Genomic DNA, 19,764 nt, shown 5'->3' with positions numbered 1-19,764 from the left:
GCTTATGGGGGGCGGAGTGCGGTTCGGGGTGCTGGGGTCGCTCGCCGTGTGGGGGGCCGGTGGCGAGCCCGTCCAGGTGCTGGAGGTCAAGGTCCGGGCGTTGCTGGCCGACCTGCTGATCCACGCCGGGCGGCCGGTCTCCGCCGACCGGCTGATCGAGGACCTGTGGGGCGGCAGGCCGCCGGCGAACGCCCTGGCCGCGCTCCGGGTGAAGGTGTCGCAGCTGCGCCGGGTGCTGGGCGACCGGGAGCTGGTGGCGTACCGGGCGCCGGGATACGTGCTGCGGATCGAGCCCGAGGACGTGGACGCCGGGCGGTTCGCCGCCCTCGTCGGGCAGGCGCAGCGCAGCGCCGACCCGCGCGCCCGCGCCGGGCTGCTGCGGCAGGCCCTCGACCTGTGGCGGGGGGCGGCCTACGCGGAGTTCGCCGACGAGGAGTTCGCCAGGGCCGCCGTGGCCAGGCTCGACGAGCAGCGGCTGGTGGCGCTGGAGGAGCTGGCCGAGGCGCGGCTCGCGCTGGGCGAGCACGGGCTGCTGGCGGCCGAGCTGGCCGACCTGGTGGCCGAGCACCCGTTCCGCGAGCGGCTGCGGGCCGCGCACGTACGGGCCCTGTACCGGGCCGGGCGGCAGGGCGAGGCGCTGGCCAGCTACGCCGACCTGCGGGCGCGGCTGGCCGGCGAGCTCGGGCTCGACCCCGGCCCCGAGCTGGTCGCGCTGCACCAGGCGATCCTTGAGCAGGACCCGGCGCTCGACGGGCCGGAGCGGCGGCGGACGAACCTGCCCGCGCCGCTCACCGGCCTCGTGGGCCGGGAGGAGGCGGTGGCGGAGGTGCGCGCCCTGCTGCGCGCCAACCGGCTGGTCACGCTGACGGGACCCGGCGGGGTCGGCAAGACCCGCCTCGCGCTCGCCGCGGCCGACTCCCCCGGGCCGCCCGGCTTCGGCGGCGGGGTGTGGCTGGTGGAGCTGGCGGGGCTGCGCGCCGGGGCGCCGGCGGTCGAGGTGGCCGAGGCGGTCGCGGGGGTGCTCGGCCTGCGCGACGACGTGGGCGGCGCGGCGCAGGACCTGACCGCCCGGCTGGCCGACGTCCTGGAGGGCACGCGGACGCTGCTCGTCCTGGACAACTGCGAACACGTCGTCGAGCAGGTCGCCGCGCTGGCCGGACGGCTGCTGCGGGCCGCTCCCGGGCTGCGCGTCCTGGCCACCAGCCAGGAGTCGCTGCGCATCGAGGGCGAGGCGCTGTGGAGCGTGCCGCCGCTGGGGCCGCGGGCGGCGGCGGAGCTGTTCGCCGCGCGCGCGGGCATCGAGCCGGACGCCGACGTCGCCGAGATCTGCGCCCGCCTGGACGGCATCCCGCTGGCCCTGGAACTGGCCGCGACGCGGATGCGCACGCTCACCCCGCGCCAGCTCGCCGAACGGCTGGACGACCGGTTCCGGGTGCTCGCCTCCGGCCGCCGCGGCGCGCCCGCCCGGCAGCAGACGTTGCGCGCGATGATCGACTGGAGCTGGGAGCTGCTGGGCGAGGACGAGCGCGTCGTGCTGCGGCGGCTGGCCGTGCACGCCGACGGGTGCACGCTGGAGGCGGCCGAGGAGGTCTGCGCCGAGCCGGGCGTGGACGTCCTGGAGGCGGTGGCCAGGCTGGTGGACCGCTCGCTGGTGGTGCGGGCGTGGGGCGACGGGGAGCCGCGGTTCCGGCTGCTGGAGTCGGTGGCGGCGTACTGCGTGGAGCGGCTGGAGGCGGCCGGCGAGCCGGCGGAGGTGCGGCTCCGGCACGTGCGCCACTACACGGGCCTGGCCGAGCGGGTGGAGCCGTACCTGCGGGGGCACGGGCAGCGGCGCGCGCTCGCCCGGCTCGACGCCGAGGGCGGCAACCTGCGCGCGGCTCTGGAGACGGCGGTGCGGCTCGGCGCGGCCGCCGAGGCGCTGCGGCTGGTGAACGCCCTGGCCTGGTACTGGGTGCTGCGCGGCCGGCTGGGCGAGGGCAAGCGGGCGCTGGAGGCGGCCCTGGCGATCGCGGCCGACGACGATCCGGGCGCCCCGCGGGCCAGGGCGTGGCTGGCCGGCATGCGGCTGCTGGTGGGCCGGCCGCCGGGCCCGGACGTGAAGCAGCTGTTCACGGCGGTCGAGGACGCCCGGGAGCGAGCCATGGCGCGGTGGTTCGTCGGCTTCGCCCTGTTCGGGTACGACGATCTGTCGGTCAGCGCCGGCATGATCGAGACGGCGTTGTCGGAGTTCGCCGACCTGGACGACGAGTGGGGCATGGCCGCCACCCTGACCGTCCGGGCCAGGTGGGCGGGGATGCGCGGCGACCTGGAGGGCATGCGGCGCGACGGCGAGCGCGGCCTCGCGCTGTTCCGGCGGACCGGCGACCGCTGGGGCGAGCTGCGGGCGGCGGAGTGCCTGGGCAGCCACGCCGAGATCATCGGCGACTACGACCGCGCCGCTGAGCTGCGCGCGGAGGGCCTGCGCATGGCCGAGGAGCTGGGCCTGTGGAGCTCGGTCTCCGACGCGCTGTCGCGCCTGGGCCGGATCGCCATGCTGCGGGGCGACCACGCGGCGGCCGACGACCACCACGAGCGGGCCAGGCGGCTGGCGGTGTCGCAGTCGAACCGTCCGGCCGAGGAGTTCGCCGAGATCGGGCTGGCGCTCGGCGCGCGCCGTCAGGGACGGCTCGACGAGGCCGAACGGCTGCTGCTGTCCTGGCTGGACTGGGTGCTGGACGTCTCCGGCGAGCCGGGCGCGGCGCTGATCCTGGCGGAGCTGGGGTTCGTGGCCGAGCTGCGCGGGGACGCGGCGGGCGCGCTGGAGTTCCAGCTTCGCGGGCTGGCCGCCGCCCGCAACGTGGGCGACCCGCGCGCGACCGCCCTCGGGCTGGAGGGGGTGGCGGGGGCGCGGGCGCTCGGCGGCCGGTACGCGGAGGCGGCGCGGCTGCTCGGGAAGGCCGCCGCGCTCAGGGCGTCCGTCGGCGCGCCGCTGCCGGCGGGCGAGCGGGGCGACGTGGACCGGATCACGGCGGTCGTGACGGCGGGGCTGGGGGCGGCGGCGCTGGCGGCCGGCCTGGCCGAAGGGGCCGGCATGCCGCTGGAGGACCTCGTGCCCGACGCATAGGGCGTGTCCGGCCACGACACGGCCAAGGATCATCCATGACGATCCCGCATACTTCTGCGATCATCCCGGGATTTTGCACATTCGGTGATTGTCACCGTGAAAGCGGGCAGTGCCAGAGATGGACGGTCATCATAAGGCAGGGTTGGGAGCATGCCCATGAGGACAGAGCTCGACCGCCTCGCTGGCGGGGCGCACCACGATCCGCACTCCGTGCTCGGAGCACACCCGGTCCCGGGCGGCGTGGTGTTCCGCGCGCTGCGCCCGCTGGCCGAGCGGGTGCAGGTGGTGCTCGACGACGGCACGGCCCACGACATGAGACACCAGGCCCACGGCGTGTTCGAGGCCACGGTCGCCGGGCTGGACAAGGTGCCCGACTACACCCTGCGCGTCCGGTACGCCGGCGGGGAGCCGTACGAGGTCAAGGACCCGTACCGGCATTGGCCCACGCTGGGCGAGGTGGACCTGCACCTCATCGGCGAGGGGCGGCACGAGCGCCTGTGGGAGGTCCTGGGCGCCCGGGTGATGGAGCACCAGGACGTGGAGGGCACCGCGTTCGCCGTCTGGGCGCCGAACGCGCGCGGCATCAGGGTCGTCGGCGACTTCAACCACTGGGACGGCACCGCCTACCCGATGCGCTCGCTCGGCCGGTCGGGCGTGTGGGAGCTGTTCGTCCCGGGGCTGGAGGCCGGTGAGCGGTACAAGTTCCAGATCCTCGGGGCCGACGGGCTCTGGCGCGACAAGGCCGACCCCATGGCCCGGCGCACCGAGGTGCCCCCGATGACCGCCTCCGTGATCGACGAGTCGTCCTACACCTGGGCCGACGACGACTGGATGGCCGCGCGGCGCGACCGGCCGGCGCAGCTCGGGCCGATGAGCGTCTACGAGGTGCACCTGGGCTCGTGGCGGCCGGGGCTGTCGTACCTGGAGCTGGCCGACCAGCTCTCCGACTACGCGGCCGACATGGGGTTCACGCACGTCGAGCTGCTGCCGGTGGCCGAGCACCCGTTCGGCGGCTCGTGGGGCTACCAGGTGACGTCCTACTACGCGCCGACGGCCAGGTTCGGCACGCCCGACGAGTTCCGGCACTTCGTGGACCGCATGCACCAGCGCGGCATCGGCGTGCTGCTGGACTGGGTGCCGGCCCACTTCCCCATGGACGAGTGGGCCCTGGCCCGCTTCGACGGCACCCCGCTGTACGAGCACGCCGACCCGGCCAGGGGCGAGCACCCCGACTGGGGCACCTACGTCTTCGACTTCGGCCGCCGGGAGGTCAAGAACTTCCTGGTCGCGAACGCGCTCTACTGGCTGAAGGAGTTCCACGTGGACGGCCTGCGCGTGGACGCGGTCGCCTCGATGCTCTACCTCGACTACTCGCGCCGCGAGGGCGAGTGGACCCCCAACGTCTACGGCGGCCGGGAGAACCTCGACGCGGTCGAGTTCCTCAAGGAGATGAACTCCGTCTGCTACCGGGAGGCCCCGGGCATCTCGACCATCGCCGAGGAGTCGACGGCCTGGCCGGGCGTCTCGCGGCCGGTGCACCTGGGCGGGCTCGGCTTCGGGTTCAAGTGGAACATGGGCTGGATGCACGACACGCTCGAATACCTGCGCCGCGAGCCGATCTTCCGCCAGTACCACCACCACCAGATGACGTTCTCCCTCATCTACGCCTATTCCGAGAACTACGTGCTGCCGCTGTCCCATGACGAGGTGGTGCACGGCAAGGGCTCGCTGCTCGGCAAGATGCCGGGGGACGAATGGCAGCGCTTCGCCCAGCTCAGGGCGTTGCTGGCGTTCATGTGGGCGCATCCGGGCAAGCAGTTGCTGTTCATGGGCGGCGAGTTCGGCCAGGGCTCGGAGTGGTCGGAGGAGCGCGGGCTCGACTGGTGGGTGCTGGAGTTCGACGGGCACAAGGGCGTGCAGCGGCTCGTCCGCGACCTCAACAGGCTCTACAAGGAGACCCCGGCGCTGTGGGAGCAGGACGCCAGGCCGGAGGGGTTCCGCTGGATCGACGCCGACGACGCGTCGGGGAACACGTTCTCGTTCGTCCGGTACGCGGCTGACGGGTCGGCGGCGGCCTGCGTGGTCAACTTCAGCGGCGGGGCGCACGAGAACTACCGGCTCGGCCTGCCCTACGGCGGCCACTGGGCGGAGGTCGTCAACACCGACGCCTACGACTACTGGGGCAGCGGCGTGGGCAACATGGGCGGGGTCGAGGCCGAGGCCGAGCCGTGGCACGGGCTGCCGTTCTCCACGACGTTGCGGGTGCCGCCGCTCGGCGCGGTGTGGCTGACCAAGGAGGCGCCTTCGGAGTCGCCCGAGGCTTCGGCGTCGTCCGATGCTTCAGCGTCGTCCGGGGCTTCAGCGTCGTCCGGGGCTTCGTCGTCCGGGGCTTCAGGGTCGTCCGGGGCTTCAGGGTCGCTGAACGATTGAGGTGCGTGCGCTGAAAGTTCGGTGAGAAACAGGGCCGGGCTCTGTGCTGGCGGGATAAATCGCCCTAAACTCCGAGATCATCCCCCTCGGAGGACGCGTGCGATTTCGCCCCCTGATCGTGTGCTCGATCGTGCTGGCCCTGTCATCGGCCTCCGTCCCGGCGTTCGCCGACGACCCCGCGGCGACGCCGACGCCCGCGCCCTCCCAGAGCAAGCTGGAGGAGGGCCTCGCGCTCGACGGCGACACCACCCGTGCCATCGTGGAGCTGACCGACGCCGCGCAGCACGAGCCGGTGGCCGGCCTGGCGGCGGCCCAGAGCGTCGACGTGCTGCTGCAGCCGCAGAGCCAGTCGTTCATGGTGGTGGAGGGCACCGCCGAGGAGCTGGCGAAGCTGGCCGAGGACCCGCGCGTCACCTCCATCCACCGCGACCGGACGTACGCGCCGGCCGAGGTGGGGCCCAACATCACCCAGATCGGCGCGGACAAGGCCCACGAGAAGAACTTCACCGGCGCGGGGCAGAACATCGTCGTCCTGGACACCGGGATCGACCGCGACCACCCGTACTTCGGGGGCAGGCTCGCGGGCGAGGCGTGCTTCTCGGCCGTGGAGAGCGGCGTGGAGTCGCTGTGCCCGAACGGGCAGCCCCAGCAGATCGGCGAGGGCGCGGCCGACGCCACCACCGCCAAGTGCCTGTCCGGCGGCGTGAACCTGTGCGAGCACGGCACGCACGTCGCGGGCATCGCGGCCGGCAGCGGCGGCGTGGCCCCGGGCGCCGGGATCATCGCGGTGCAGGTGTTCAGCCGGGTGAACGACGAGGACACCTGCATGGGCGAGTCGTCGTGCCTGCTGGCCTTCGAGTCGTCGCTGCGGCTGGCCATGGACTACGTGGCCACGCTCACCCAGCCCGTCGCGGCGGTGAACCTGAGCCTCGGCGGCGCGCTGTCGGAGACCGACTGCGACGCCACCGAGGAGGGCGCGGTCTTCAAGCCGAAGATCGACGCCCTGCTGGCCAAGGGCATCGCGACCGTGGTCGCCGCCGGGAACGAGTTCTTCGAGGGCGCCTCCTACCCCGCCTGCGTCTCCTCGGCGGTCGCGGTCGGCGCGAACGACGGCGCCGATGCCATCGCCGACTTCTCCAACCGGGGCTCGCTGGTCGACTTCTTCGCCCCGGGCGTGGACATCCAGTCCTCGGTGCCGGACAACCAGATGGCCGCGCACAGCGGCACGTCGATGGCGACGCCGCACGTCGCCGGCGCGCTGGCGCTGATGAAGGCCGCCGCGCCGCAGACGCCCGTCGCCGACCTGATCAACACGCTGAAGACCACGGGCCGCCCCTACCAGTACGAGGCCAACGGCGCCCAGGTCACCACCCCCCGCCTGGACGTCGGCGCCGCCCTGGCCGGCACCGGCACCCAGCCGCCGATCACGCAGCAGCCGACGACCGGCCCCACCGGCGGCCCCGAGCCCGACCCGACGGACGGCAGCGGCCCGACGCCCGCCCCCGACCCCACGGACGACGGGCAGCCCGCGCCGGCCCCGACGTCCTCGGTCACGCCGGTCCCGCTGCCCACGGTCACGGTGACGGTGACCGTCACGCCGACCCCCGCCCCGTCGGCCGCCGCCGTCTGCACGCGCGGCACGGCCGGCGCCAGGATGACGGCCGGCAAGTGGGCCGTGGAGATCCACCGCAGCAGCGGGGCGATCCCCGACGGCACGCTGAACTGCTACCTGAAGCTGATCGGCAAGGCCAGCAAGGTGTTCCCCGAGCTGACCAAGGCCTCGTCGCTGGGCAAGGCGTACCGGGTGCTGAAGGGCACGAAGACGTCCCGCGACAAGCTGGACAGCGCGCTGCTGACGGCCTGGCTCAACTGGGCGCACGGCAGGAACGGCACCACCGTGCTGACCGCCGCCGAGAAGGTGCGGCTGAGCGGCGCGGCGTCGAAGGCGGCCCTGAAGAAGGCGACGAAGGTCGTGCTCAAGTCGCTCTGAACGCCTCTCACGGGAAGGGCCGGCCGCCTCCGACCGGCCCTTCCCGCTTTCCCCGGCACAAGGCAAAGAGCCGCTCAGCTTTCACTGCTTTCACACAGGTCACCGACATCACACTTGTCACACCAGGGGATGGACACCTCACACCGGACGGTCTGACCCTCGGAGGACTCAGTGAGGCTATGGTCCCTGCTCACCGGCGCTGCCGCGCTGGCCGCGACATCCGCCGTGCTCTGCGCGGCGCCACCGGGAAGCGCCGACGCGCGCGACACCGGCGACCCGGTCATCAGTCCCGCCCTGGTCGCGGAGGTCAAGGCCAAGAGCAAGGTCCGGTCGATCATCCAGCTCAAGCCGGGGCAGAACGTGCAGGCCGTGGCCAAGGATCTCGAACAGGCCTCCGAGGGCAGCCGGGTGCTGGAGGGGGCGCAGTCGTCCCACTTCTTCGTCGCCGAGCTGGACGGCAAGACGCTGGCCCAGCTCAGGAAGGACGACCGCGTCCAGGCGGTCTACAAGGACGAGCTGCGCCCGGCCGTCCTGGACACCAGCACCCGGATCATCGGCGCCGACCGGGCCCACGCGGCCGGCTGGACGGGCAGCGGCTACACGGTGGCCGTCCTGGACACGGGCATCGACCGCGACCACCCGTTCTTCGCCGGCCGGATCGTGGACGAGGCGTGCTTCTCCTCCTCCGACGCCAGTGACGGCTCGGTCTCGCTCTGCCCGAACAACCAGCCGAGCCAGACCGGCCCGGGGTCCGCGGACGCCGAGACCGCCCAGTGCGTCGTGAACGGCGTCAACGCCTGCTCGCACGGCACGCACGTCGCGGGCATCGCCGCGGGCCGGATGACGACCGGCGCACCCGCCGACGGCGTCGCGCCCGCCGCCGGCATCCTGCCGATCCAGGTGTTCAGCCGCATCGACAGCGCGATGACGTGCGCGGTCATCGGCACCCAGGCGCCCTGCTTCCTCAGCTACACCTCCGACCAGAAGCTGGCGCTGGAGTACGTCGCGCGGGTGGCCGCGGCCCGGCGCGTCGCCGCGGCGAACCTGAGCCTGGGCGGCGGGGGACCGTACCGGGAGAACTGCGACGCCGACCCGAGCGCGGCGGGCCTCAAGCCGGACTTCGACACGCTGATCTCCCTCGGGGTCGCGCCCGTGGTCGCGGCCGGCAACAACGGCTTCGCCGACGGCGTCTCGGCGCCCGCCTGCATCTCCTCCGCCGTCGCGGTGGGCGCCACCGACGACCGGGACGCGGTGGCCGACTTCTCCAACCGGGGCCCGCTGCTCGACCTGCTCGCGCCGGGCGTGGGCATCAGGTCGTCGGTGCCGGACGACGCCTACGCCGACAAGAGCGGCACGTCGATGGCCGCGCCGCACGTGGCGGGGGCGTTCGCGCTGATGCGGCAGGCGTATCCGAACTTCACGGTCGCGCAGAGCCTGCAGCGATTGCAGGCCACGGGCCGGAGCATCGGCTACGCCGCCGGCGGCGCCCAGGCGCGCACGGCCCGCATCGACGTGTTCGGCGCCACGGCTCCGAGCACTCCCAAAGCCTGAGACCAGCACCCGCGAGAGGGCCGGACGCGACGATCCGGCCCTTTCGCGTACCAGAACAAGAAGCGGTAACAGAACACAAGTACCCCTCTGACATCTCTTGTCCAATATCTACACTTCTTTACACAAACGCCCCCCGACCCCCCGGAGGATCAGTTGAGACTCATGTCTCTGCTGGCCGGTGCGATCACCCTCGCCGCCACCGCTGCGTCGCTGGTCGCCACCCCCGCCCTGGCCGACCCCGAGTCCAAGATCGACCCGGCCGTCACCTCGACGGGCGAGCACCGCGTCATCGTCCGCGTCCGCCAGCCCGCCCAGGTGCAGTCGGCCCTGGCCGGCGCGGAAGGGGTCAGGCAGGACCGGCGGAACGTCGTGGCCACGCCGCCCGCCGAGCTGGCCGGCAAGCTCGACTTCTTCGTCTACCGCGGCACCCGCGCCGAGCTGGAGAAGGTCGCCGAGCAGGCGGACGTCGTCTCGATCCGCAAGGACCGGCTCAACGAGCCCACGCTGGCGCAGAGCGTGCCGCTGATCGGCGCCGACCGGGCGCACCGGCAGGGCTTCACGGGCAAGGGCACCGCCGTCGCGATCATCGACTCCGGCATCGACAACGACCACCCGGCCTTCGGCCGCCGCATCGCGGCCCAGGCGTGCTTCTCCGCCACCGACCCGGCCGACGGCTCGACGCCGCTGTGCCCCAACGGCAGCCAGTTCCAGATCGGCGATGGCGCGGCCAGCTCCGAGACCGAGGCGTGCCTGCGCAACGCCCCCCGGCCCGAATACGGCCTGTGCTACCACGGCACCCACGTCGCGGGCATCACCGCGGGCCAGGCCACCAAGGAGTTCCCTAACCCCGGCGTCGCGCCCAAGGCCAAGATCATCGCGATCCAGGTCTTCAGCCGCTTCGACAACTCCCCCTACTGCGGCGCCGCGGCGTCCTGCGTGCTCGCCTACGACTCCTCGGTCCTGACCGGCATGGCGTACGCCAACGTGCTGGCCGACCAGTACGACATCGCCGCGGTCAACCTGAGCCTCGGCGGCGGCAAGTACGACACCTCCTGCGACGCGGGCGACGGCGCCGACTTCAAGGCCGAGGTGGACCAGCTCCAGGCCAAGGGCGTGGCCACCGTCGTGGCCGCGGGCAACAACGGCTTCGACGCCGCCGTGTCCTGGCCCGCCTGCGTCTCCAACGTCGTGACCGTGGGCGCCACCGACAAGCAGGACGCCGTGGCCTCCTTCTCCAACCGGGGCGCCCTGCTCGACCTGTTCGCGCCCGGCGTCTCGATCACCGCCGCCATCAGCGGCAACGCCTACGCCACGCTGAACGGCACGTCGATGGCCGCCCCGCACGTCACCGGCTCGTTCGCGCTGCTGCGGCAGAAGCGCGCGCACGCCACCTCCGACCAGCTCCTCGACGCGTTGAAGCGCACCGGCAAGCCGATCGCGTACGCCAGCGCGGGCACCCAGCTCACCACCCCGCGCATCGACGTTTACGCCGCCCTGCACAGCCGCCGCTGACCCGGCATCGCGCCAGCTTCCAGGCGGACGCCCCTACCCGGGCGGCCGCCTGGACCGCTTCAGGGCCCGACGCGAAATGTGTCGCTTAGGGTGGCTATATGGACGCAGGCAGGGCGATCTTCGAAACCGTCGACAAGCTTCGCCAGCGGCGCACCGGCCCGCTGGTCCTGGAGCTCGATCTCACCGAGGGCCTCACGGAAGGACCGCCGTCCGACCCGGTCGCCGCGGTGTTGTCCATGCGCAAGACCCGTCTGTCGGACGTGCTGTCCGGCCTGCGGCGGGCCGGCCGGGACTCCAGGGTCAAGGCGCTGGTGGTCAAGCTCGGCGGCAACCCCATGGGCCTGGCCATGGTCCAGGAGCTGCGCGAGGCCGTCACCCGCTTCCGCGCCTCCGGCAAGCTGACCGTGGCCTACGCCGAGACGTTCGGCGAGTTCAGCGGCGGCACGGTGCCCTACTACCTGGCCACCGCCTTCGAGCGGGTCTACCTCCAGCCCAGCGGCGACGTCGGGCTCACCGGGGTGGCGATGGAGCAGCGTTTCCTCAAGGGCGCGCTGACCAAGCTGGGCGTGGCGGTCGAGGCCGGGCAGCGGCACGAGTACAAGACCGCGGTCAACACCTTCACCCAGGACCACATGACCGACCCCCACCGCGAGTCGATGACCCGCATCGTGGAGTCGGTCGCCGAGCAGCTCGTGCACGGCATCGCCGAGGGCCGCAGGCTCGACCCGGCCAAGGTCCGCGAACTGATCGGCCGCGGCCCCTTCACCGCCGCCGAGGCGCAGGAGGCCGGCCTGGTGGACGGCCTCGCCTACCGCGACGAGGTGTACGACGAGGTCAGGCGGGCCACGGGCGGCGAGACCCACCTGCTGTTCGTCTCCCGGTACGCCAGGAGCGCGGCGGTGCGGAAGCTGCCGCACCCCATGGCCGACGGCATCGCGCTCGTGCACGGCAGCGGGCAGATCAGGAGCGGCCGCAGCGGCCGCAGCCCGCTCGGCGGGGGCGGCGCGATGGGCTCCGACACGATCAGCGCGGCGCTGCGCGCGGCCCGCCGGGACGAGCACGTCAAGGCCGTGGTCTTCCGCGTGGACAGCCCCGGCGGCTCGTACGTGGCCTCCGACACGGTGTGGCGGGAGGTGACGCTGACCCGCCGGGTGAAGCCGGTGATCGTCTCCATGGGCGACCTGGCCGCGTCCGGCGGATACTTCGTGTCCATGGGCGCCGACGTGATCGTGGCCCAGCCCGGCACGCTGACCGGCTCGATCGGCGTTTATGGCGGCAAGCCCGTCATGACTGACTTGCTCCAAAAAATCGGGATAAATACTGAACTGGTCGCCGACGGGGTGAACGCCGGCATGTTCTCCACCGCCCGCGGCTTCTCCCCCGAGCAGTGGGACCGGGTGAACGCCTGGCTCGACCGCATCTACGACGACTTCGTGGGGAAGGTCGCCCAGAGCCGCGACCTCACCCGCGAGCGCGTCCACGAGCTGGCCAGAGGCCGGGTCTGGACCGGCGCGGACGCCCACGCCAACGGCCTGGTCGACGAGCTGGGCGGCCTTGAGCACGCCCTCGGCCTGGCCCGCGAGCGCGCCCGGCTGGCCGACGACGCGCCCGTGCGGGTCTACCCCAGGCTCAACCCGCTGGAGCGCCTGCGGGGCCCGGAGTCCAGCGAGGACAAGTCCGCCGCCCTGGCCAGGATGCGGCTCGACGCCTGGGGGCCGCTGGCCCGCCTGTCGGCCGAGCTGGGCCTGCCCGCCACCGGCCCGCTCTCTCTGCCCGGTTGGTACGTCATCAGGTAATTCGATCTTGCATGCTCCGTGATCCACGGGGATCGAAGGAGCGCACGTGATCGTCGCCCTCGCCGTCGCGCCGGCCCTGGCCCCCGCGCCCGCGCAGCCTCGGATCGGCGCGCTGCCGGGCAGCGGCGCGCGCGTGGTGGCCGAGCTGTCCGGCCGGCCGGTCCGGCTCAGCCCTTACGGCGTCGTCGACCTCACCGGCCGGGCCGTCGAGACGCTGGTCAAGGCCGGCAGGAAGACGGCCCTGCATCCGCACTTCGAGCGCCGGGGCCGAAGAAGGCCGCGGCCCGCTCCAGGGCGCCGGTGTCGCGCAGGATGTCGCCGGGGCGGTTGGCGTAGCCGACCAGCGCGCCGCCCCACGACCCGAAGTACTCGGCCGACAGGCGCAGCGTGCCGATCAGCGGATCGGCCACCGACTCGTCCTCCTCGCTGATCGTGGTGACGGCCCAGACGGTCTTGCCCGCCATGCGCGCCCTGAAGTCGTAGCCGGGGACGCGCATCCAGGCCGACCAGTGGTCCAGGTAGAGCTTGGTGGTGGCCGAGACGCTGTACCAGTAGAGCGGGGAGACGATCACCAGGTCGGTGGCGTCGAGCGTGGCCTCGGCGAGCAGCTTCTCCGCGCCCTCGGGCACGGGGTAGAGGCCGTCGCCGGTGTGGCGGATGTCCCGGAAGGGCGGCAGCGGGTGGTCGTCGAGGTGCAGCCAGCGCTGCCGGACCTCCGGCGGGAGCGCGGCGGCGGCGTGCCTGGCCAGGGTCTCGGTGTTGCCGTCACGGCGGTTGCCGCCCAGGAGGAAGAGGAAACTGCGCATTCAGCATCCCATCGGCCGGTAGCGGGCGCGCAGCCGTACCAGCGGCTGGAGCGCGGGGGTGACATAGGGGACGGCGAGCACCTGGGCGACGAAGAGCGTGTGGTCGCCGGCCGGGACGACCTGGGTCGTCTCGGCCTCCAGGGCCGCCACACCGCCCTCGACCACCAGCGCCTCGGTGTGCGCCCCCCGGTGGTGGGGGGTGCCCGCCAGCAGGAGGCGGGCGCTGGGACGGCCGGCGGTGGCGAACCGGCTGGCGATCGCGGCCTGGCCCGAGGACAGCAGCGAGGCCGCCCACCGGTCCTGCCGGAGCAGCACCTCGCACAGGTAGCCGCGGGAGGCCAGGCTGATCAGCACGAGCGGCGGCTCGGCCGAGACGGACATCAGCGCCGACACGGTCACGCCCAGGTCGTCACGCCCGTCCCGGACGGTGATCACCGCGACGCCCGCGGCCAGTTGCGCCATCGCCTCGGTGAACTCGCTCACAGCGGAGACCTCCGGCCGGAGGCCCCCGCCGCGGGCGTCAGGCGAGGCCGTTGGAGGTCAGCCATTCCTTGGCCACCGTGGCGGGCTCGTCCTTGTTGACGGAGATCTTCTGCATCATGTCGAGCAGGGACTGGGTGCTCAGCTTGGCCGAGATGCCGTTGAGCGTGGTGCGGATCGTGTCGTTCGCGCCGGCCTTGAACAGCAGCGGCGTGACGTTCTGGGCGGGGAAGATGTTCTTGGTGTCCTGGAGCGGCACCAGGTTGTTGGCCAGCATCTTGGGGTCCGTGGTGAACACGTTGCCGACCTGGATCGAGCCGTCCTTCAGGGCGTCGGCCGTGGCCGGGCCCTTCGGCTCCCACTGCTTGAACTCAAGCCCGTAGACCTCCTTGAAGCGCGCCTCCCACCGCTTCTTGAACTCGGGCGGGCCGCCGACGACCATGTTCTTGGAGACCTTGGCCAGGTCCTCGATGGAGTTCAGCGACTGCTTGGTCTGGGTCTCCTTGGTGACCGAGAGGCTGTCCTTGTCCTCGGCCGGGGAGGAGTCGAGCACTTCGAGCTCGGCCGGCAGCTTCTCCTTCAGCGCCGCGTTGACCTCGTCGGTCGTCGAGGCGGTGTTCTTCAGGTCGATGAAGGCCAGCAGGTTGCCGTTGTACTCCGGAACGATGGTCAGGCCGCCGTTCTTGACCTGGTCGTAGACGGCCTCGCGGCTGCCGATGCGCGGCTTCTCCTCGACCTGCACGCCCTTGGCCTCAAGGGCCTGGGCGTAGATCGACGCGAGCAGCACGCTCTCGTCGAAGTCGAAGGAGCCGATGACGGCCTTGCCCCCGGCCGCCGCGGCCGACCCGCTGGGCGCCGCGCTCGTGGTGTCGAGCGGGTTGCCCCCACCGCCGCTCCCGCCGCCGCAGGCGGCCAGCGCCAGCGTCGCCGACACGAGCACCGCCGCGGTGCCGATCATGCGTCTCATCTGTCTATTTCCCTTCTAAAGCGGCAGGTAATACCGGAGACTATCGAACCTTCAGTCTCTGGCTCACCCCCGGCGAAACGGTCACCCTCTGGATGAGGGCGAACACGATCTGCACGACAAGCGCGAACAGCACAATCAGTACTGAACCCCCCACAACGCTCGCATAATCCTTCGTCGCGAAACCGTCGATCACGAACCGGCCGAGCCCGCCGAGCCCCGTGTACGCCGCGACCGTCGTGGTGGAGACCACCTGGATCGCCGACAGCCTGAGCCCGAGCAGGATCAGCGGCAGCGCCACCGGGACCAGCACCCGGCCGAGCACCTGCCCGCCGCGCAGCCCCATCCCGTACGCCGCGTCGCGCAGCTCGGGATCGACGCCCCTGATCCCCTCGTAGGTGTTGACCAGGATCGGCGGCACCGACAGCAGCACCAGCGGGATGATCACCGGCCAGATCGAGGACGTGCCGAGCAGCAGCACGAACAGCACCAGCAGGCCGAGCGTCGGCAGCGCCCTGGCCAGGTTCGCCGAGATGACGACCACGACCTCGCCCCTGCCGGTGTGGCCGATGGCCAGCCCCAGCGGCACCGCGATCAGCATCGCCAGCACCAGCGCCAGGGCCGAGAACTCCAGGTGCTCCAGCAGCCGCGCCGGGATGCCGTCGGGGCCGGCCCAGTTCGCCCCGGTGCCGAAGAAGTCGGCCAGCCAGCCGAAGAACGAGCCCAACCAGCTCACGACGTCCCCTTCCGCGCGCGCACCCAGGGGGTGAGCAGGCGCTGGGCCAGGACCAGCAGGCCGTCGGCGACCAGCGCCAGCGCGACGATCAGCACGATGCCGGTGACCACCGGCGGCATGAACGGGTTCTGGTAGGCCCGGGTGAACAGCCCGCCGAGCCCGCCCTGGCCGATCAGCGCGCCCACGCTGACCAGGCTGATGCTGGATACCGCGACCACGCGCAGCCCGGCCAGCACCACCGGCGTGGCGATGGGCAGCTCGACCTGCAGCAGGCGGCGCATGGGCGTGAACCCCATCGCGACGGCCGACTGGCGCACGTGGTCGGGCACCGAGTTCAGCCCGTCGACCACGGCCGGGATGAGCACGGCCATGCCGTAGAAGGTCAGCGGGATGATCACGGTGGTCTGCGACAGCCCGGTCACCGAGATCAGCAGCATGAACACCGGCAGCGACGGCAGCGCGTAGACGACGTTCATCAGGCCGGAGGTGGGCTGGTAGAGCCAGCGCCAGCGCACGCAGGCCAGCCCGAGCGGCAGCGCCAGCACCAGCGCGGCCACGATCGGCACCAGGGACATGGTCAGGTGGTCGGTCAGCAGGTTCCTGATGCTGTCGGCGCGGCCGGTGTCCCAGTTGCGCGCGATCCACTCCCAGATGCTGGGCGGACCCTCACGCATCGGCGGCCTCCGCCAGCGCCTCGTCCAGGGCCTCCCTGGTGGCCACGCCGACGACCCTGCCGTCCTCGTCCACGGCGACCGAGCAGCCGGAGGGCGACAGCAGCGCCGCGTCCAGGGCCGAGCGCATCGAGTCGCGGCCGAGCACGAACGTCCCGTACGGCTCCAGCTCGTCGGGGCGCGACCCGGCGAACCAGCCCACGGGCCGGTCGTCGGGGGTCACGACCAGCAGCCACGGCTCGTCGCTGACCGCCCGTTCGCGCACGGTCAGGTCGGTACGCAGCCGCAGCCCCTTCGTGGAGATGAACTGCAGCCGCCGGATCCCCCGGTCGTGGCCCAGGAACTCGCGGACGAAGTCGTCGGCCGGCTCCGACAGCAGCGTCTTGGGGTCGGCGAGCTGGGCCAGCCGCCCGCCCACGCGCAGCACGGCCACCCGGTCGCCGAGCTTGATCGCCTCGTCGATGTCGTGGGTGACGAACACGATGGTCTTGTTCAGCTCCGCCTGGAGCCTGAGCAGCTCGTCCTGGAGGCTGGTGCGGACGATCGGGTCGACCGCGCTGAACGGCTCGTCCATGAGCAGCACGGGCGGATCGGCGGCCAGCGCCCTGGCCACGCCCACGCGCTGCTGCTGCCCGCCCGAAAGCTGGAACGGGTAGCGGCCGGCGAAGGCCGGGTCGAGGCCGACGCGTTCGAGCAGCTCCATCGCCCGCGCGCGGGCCTTCTTCTTGTCCCAGCCCAGCAGGTACGGGACCGTCGCGATGTTGTCGACGATCTTCCGGTGCGGGAAGAGGCCCGCCTGCTGGATGACGTACCCGATGCCGCGGCGCAGCGTCGGCGGGTCGATGCCGCTCACGGGCACCCCGTCGAGGAGGATCTGTCCCTCGGAAGCGTCGATCATGCGATTGATCATCCGAAGGGACGTCGTCTTCCCGCAGCCCGAAGGGCCCACCAGCACGGTGATCTCGCCGGTGGGCGCCTCAAGGGAGAGGGCGTCCACGGCGGTGGTGCCGTCTGGATAGCGTTTGGTGACAGCGTCGAATGTGATCACGCGTGACCTCTCGCTCGATGGCAGGGCCGCGGCCCCCCTGCCACGACCGCCGCATGATCTCGGTGGCCCACAAGACTACGGCGACCCTCACCCCCGTGTCCCCACGGGGGACGGCTTAAACGCTTCACTGACCAGGGAGATTTACCGGAATTTCCGATCAAGTGGTGCGCCGGGCCTGGGTGAGTTGGCATGATTACCTCCACAAACTCCAGACGCGTACCCCTCACCTCAGCGTCCGCACATTTAGCAAGAGGATCGGCCCCGTGTCCCAGCCGCTCACCGGTCAGCGCCCCCGCACAGAACTGATCGCAGAGCTCTACGACCGCCATGCCGCCGGGCTGTTCGCGTACTGCGCCGACCAGCTCGGCGATGCGGGCACCGCGTCCGACGTCCTGGCGTCCGTGTTGTCCGGCGTGCCCGACGTCGCCCCGCCCCGTGCCGCCCTGTATGCCTACGCCCGCCGCCAGATCCACCGGCGGGACGTCGTCTACGCCCCGCCCGTCGTTGACCCGCTCATCGACCCGGCCTCGGCGCTGGTCGAGCGCGTGCTGCGCGAGCTTCGCCCGCAACAGCGCGAGGTGCTGGTGCTGTGCGCGGTGTGCGGGCTGAGCCGGGCCGAGCTGGCCTGGGTGCTCGACGTCGCCCCCGACACCGCCGACGAGCTCGCCTTCGGCGCGGGCCACCGCTTCCGCGAGGTCCTGGACATGGCCCTGACCGCGCTGGCCGGCGGCCGGGCGCCGAAGCCCGTCGCCGACGTGTACGGCGCGCTCGCGGTCGCGCCGCTGCGGGACGTCCTGGGACGTCTGCCCTGGCCGGAGCCGCCCGCGATCCTGCGGATGCACTTCGCCGGATCGGTGCCGGCCGAGCCTGGGCCGCTGTTCGTCAAGCCGCTCTGGCCCGCGCCGCCGCAGTGGCCGCTGCCGCTCGCCGAGGCCGACCCGGCGACCAGCACCGGCATCTTCCCGGCGGACCTGCTCACGCCGCCGCCCGCCGGACGGCCGTCCGTGCACGAGGCGACGACCGCGCCGATGCCCAAGCTGCGCGACCCGCTCGGAGCGCTGGACTCGATGGGGCCGCTGCGGGACCCGGCCGCGCGGGCGGCGGCCGTACGGCCGTTCCTGGCCAAGCCCCCGCGGCCCCCGCAGCCCCCGCAACCGCTGCCCGAGCCCCCGGCCCCGTCCGTACGGCCGTTCAGCACGGGTGACTTCACCGCGCCGCCCGCCGCTCCGGCCGAGGGGCGGGCCACGGGCGCCGCCGTTCCGCCGCCCGGGGAGCGGCCCTTCTTCCTGGCCGCGCCCATCCCCGCGGACGTGCTGGACGACGAGCCCATCACCCAGGAGATGCCCGCGATCAGGGACGTCCCGGCGCATCAGGACCCGGCCCGCTCCTCCCTGCGCCCCTTGACGGCGGAGCAGCCGGCCAAGGAGGCGGCGCCGCTGTTCACCCCGAGGTCCAGGGCCGCCGCCGAACCGGTCTACCGGATGCCCGCTCCCGAGCCACCCCACGCCCCGGCCGCCTCCGCCCCGGCCCTGCCCGACCCGGCCCTCCCTGACCCGGCGAAGTCCGACCCGGCCCTGTCCGATGCGGCCGTGGCGGATGCGGCGGCGTCCGGGCGCAGTCGCGCGGCGGACTTCGCCTTCGAGCTCGCCCGCGAGCTGGAAGCCGACCGTGCGCGCTACCCGGACCCCGCGCGCGACCTCCAGGGCCCGTCCCGGCGCAAGGCCGGCGCCGAACCGGCCCGCTCGCCGGGGAGGGGCGGCGCCAAGCCCGGCGCCCGCAAGCAGCCGGCGGGCAAGAAGAAGGCCGCGGCCAGGAAGAAGGCGCTCAAGCGACGCAGGCAGCGGCACTACGACTGGGCCTGGGAGTTGATCGGGTTCCTGGTCTGCGTGGCCATCGCGATGATCGTGTTCTTCTCCGTGCCGATGTTCATGGGCCCGTGAGCGCCTACATGGTGTTGACGATCAGCCCGATGTGGGTGAAGTAGTTCAGCGCGCCGAACAGCAGGAACGCCGCCCCGGCGATCCCCCAGCACACCCCGGTCACGGTCGTGACCGGGCCGCCCCTGGCCCGCAGCGCGAACGGGAACAGCACCGCGCCCACCCCGACCAGCACGTACAGGCCGGAGATGAAGGTGGCCTCCAGCAGCGGCAGGTCGGCGAAGGCCCCCGAGATCGGCTCCTGCGGCGGCGCGGCGAACAGCGTGTACGTCCAGCCCGCCGCCGCGATGCCGAAGCAGGCCAGCCCCATGCCGAAGACGAACAGCGAGATCGGCCCGGCCGTGCGCGCCACCAGCTTGCGCCGGTCGGGCGCCACGGTGATCACGCCCCAGCGTTTCCACAGGTAGAGAGCGGCGGCCAGCAGCAGCACGCCGAACGCCAGCGAGGGCTCCCCGAAGATGATGTTGTCGAACGGGAAGCCCTGCCCGGCCAGCGGCCAGGTGAGCGTCATGTGCAGCCCGGTGACCGCCAGGATCGTCCCGACCGCGCCGAACGCCAGCGCCCAGCCGTCCACGTGCTCCAGCGGGTCGCCCCTGAGCAGCCGGCGGCCGAAGGAGACCACGAGCAGCAACCCGACGCCGGCGGCGACCGCCATGATCGTGTTGTAGGTGGGCATCCTGGTCCAGTCGATCTTCAGTTCCGGCTGTGCCAGGATCCCCCAGATTCCACTCATACAGGGA

The 19,764-nt window shown here is 72.7% G+C and carries 14 protein-coding genes; 7 read left to right on the top strand and 7 right to left on the bottom strand.

Translation table 11 applies throughout. The features are described from left to right. Window positions 1-4 precede the first annotated feature (4 nt). The 6 genes from ACIBQ8_RS39825 to sppA all read left to right on the top strand — a co-directional run bounded on the left by ACIBQ8_RS39825 (window position 5) and on the right by sppA (window position 12,382). Window positions 5-3,103: a BTAD domain-containing putative transcriptional regulator gene (locus ACIBQ8_RS39825; protein WP_397194623.1), complete on the top strand. Its 3,099-nt coding sequence runs from the start codon at window positions 5-7 to the stop codon at window positions 3,101-3,103. A gap of 156 nt (window positions 3,104-3,259) precedes the next feature. Further along, entirely contained in the window at window positions 3,260-5,533 is a 2,274-nt protein-coding gene (glgB, locus tag ACIBQ8_RS39820; protein WP_397194622.1) for a 1,4-alpha-glucan branching protein GlgB, read from the top strand. A 97-nt stretch (window positions 5,534-5,630) separates the two neighbouring features. Beyond that, on the top strand, window positions 5,631-7,523 hold the full coding sequence (locus ACIBQ8_RS39815) for a S8 family peptidase (RefSeq protein ID WP_397194621.1): 1,893 nt from the start codon (window positions 5,631-5,633) through the stop codon (window positions 7,521-7,523). Between the two features lie 171 nt (window positions 7,524-7,694). Next, window positions 7,695-9,074 carry a S8 family peptidase gene (locus tag ACIBQ8_RS39810; RefSeq protein WP_397179727.1) on the top strand — a complete coding sequence of 460 codons (1,380 nt, stop codon included), beginning with the start codon at window positions 7,695-7,697 and terminating at the stop codon, window positions 9,072-9,074. A gap of 162 nt (window positions 9,075-9,236) precedes the next feature. Continuing rightward, the gene (locus ACIBQ8_RS39805) at window positions 9,237-10,586 is read left to right on the top strand and encodes a S8 family peptidase (RefSeq protein WP_397179835.1); all 1,350 of its coding nucleotides are present in this window, start codon (window positions 9,237-9,239) and stop codon (window positions 10,584-10,586) included. 98 nt (window positions 10,587-10,684) lie between these two features. Then, window positions 10,685-12,382 carry a signal peptide peptidase SppA gene (sppA, locus tag ACIBQ8_RS39800; protein WP_397194620.1) on the top strand — a complete coding sequence of 566 codons (1,698 nt, stop codon included), beginning with the start codon at window positions 10,685-10,687 and terminating at the stop codon, window positions 12,380-12,382. 218 nt (window positions 12,383-12,600) lie between these two features. On the opposite strand, the gene ACIBQ8_RS39795 is transcribed toward sppA, so the two are convergent. From ACIBQ8_RS39795 to ACIBQ8_RS39770, 6 genes are read right to left on the bottom strand one after another with little or no spacing between them, the layout of a single operon-like run. Further along, window positions 12,601-13,188 (bottom strand): flavodoxin family protein, encoded by a 588-nt coding sequence (locus ACIBQ8_RS39795; protein ID WP_397179729.1) that lies wholly within the window; start codon window positions 13,186-13,188, stop codon window positions 12,601-12,603. Beyond that, window positions 13,189-13,671, bottom strand: a complete 483-nt coding sequence (locus tag ACIBQ8_RS39790) for a flavin reductase family protein (protein WP_352352263.1) — start codon at window positions 13,669-13,671, stop codon at window positions 13,189-13,191. 37 nt (window positions 13,672-13,708) lie between these two features. Further along, window positions 13,709-14,635 (bottom strand): ABC transporter substrate-binding protein, encoded by a 927-nt coding sequence (locus ACIBQ8_RS39785; RefSeq protein WP_397179730.1) that lies wholly within the window; start codon window positions 14,633-14,635, stop codon window positions 13,709-13,711. Between the two features lie 40 nt (window positions 14,636-14,675). Further along, window positions 14,676-15,368, bottom strand: coding sequence for an ABC transporter permease (locus tag ACIBQ8_RS39780; RefSeq protein ID WP_397179731.1), 693 nt, complete (start codon window positions 15,366-15,368; stop codon window positions 14,676-14,678). Further along, the gene (locus tag ACIBQ8_RS39775) at window positions 15,365-16,042 is read right to left on the bottom strand and encodes an ABC transporter permease (RefSeq protein WP_397179732.1); all 678 of its coding nucleotides are present in this window, start codon (window positions 16,040-16,042) and stop codon (window positions 15,365-15,367) included. The genes ACIBQ8_RS39780 and ACIBQ8_RS39775 overlap by 4 nt, the downstream gene beginning before the upstream one ends. Next, window positions 16,035-17,087 (bottom strand): ABC transporter ATP-binding protein, encoded by a 1,053-nt coding sequence (locus tag ACIBQ8_RS39770; protein ID WP_397194619.1) that lies wholly within the window; start codon window positions 17,085-17,087, stop codon window positions 16,035-16,037. Before ACIBQ8_RS39770 ends, ACIBQ8_RS39775 begins: the two co-directional genes overlap by 8 nt. Window positions 17,088-17,350: 263 nt before the next feature. Between ACIBQ8_RS39770 and ACIBQ8_RS39765 the strand changes: the two genes are divergently transcribed. Further along, entirely contained in the window at window positions 17,351-19,027 is a 1,677-nt protein-coding gene (locus tag ACIBQ8_RS39765) for an RNA polymerase sigma factor (protein WP_397194618.1), read from the top strand. A gap of 4 nt (window positions 19,028-19,031) precedes the next feature. On the opposite strand, the gene ACIBQ8_RS39760 is transcribed toward ACIBQ8_RS39765, so the two are convergent. Then, complete coding sequence (locus ACIBQ8_RS39760) at window positions 19,032-19,757, bottom strand: DUF981 family protein (protein ID WP_397179735.1); 726 nt, start codon at window positions 19,755-19,757, stop codon at window positions 19,032-19,034. Window positions 19,758-19,764: the final 7 nt, after the last annotated feature.

Origin of the sequence: Nonomuraea sp. NPDC049646 (assembly GCF_044465525.1) — a bacterium.
In the GTDB taxonomy this organism is placed as follows: Bacteria; Actinomycetota; Actinomycetes; order Streptosporangiales; family Streptosporangiaceae; genus Nonomuraea.
The sequence above is the reverse complement of the archived record's forward strand: the minus strand, read 5'-3'. Positions and strand labels throughout refer to the sequence as shown.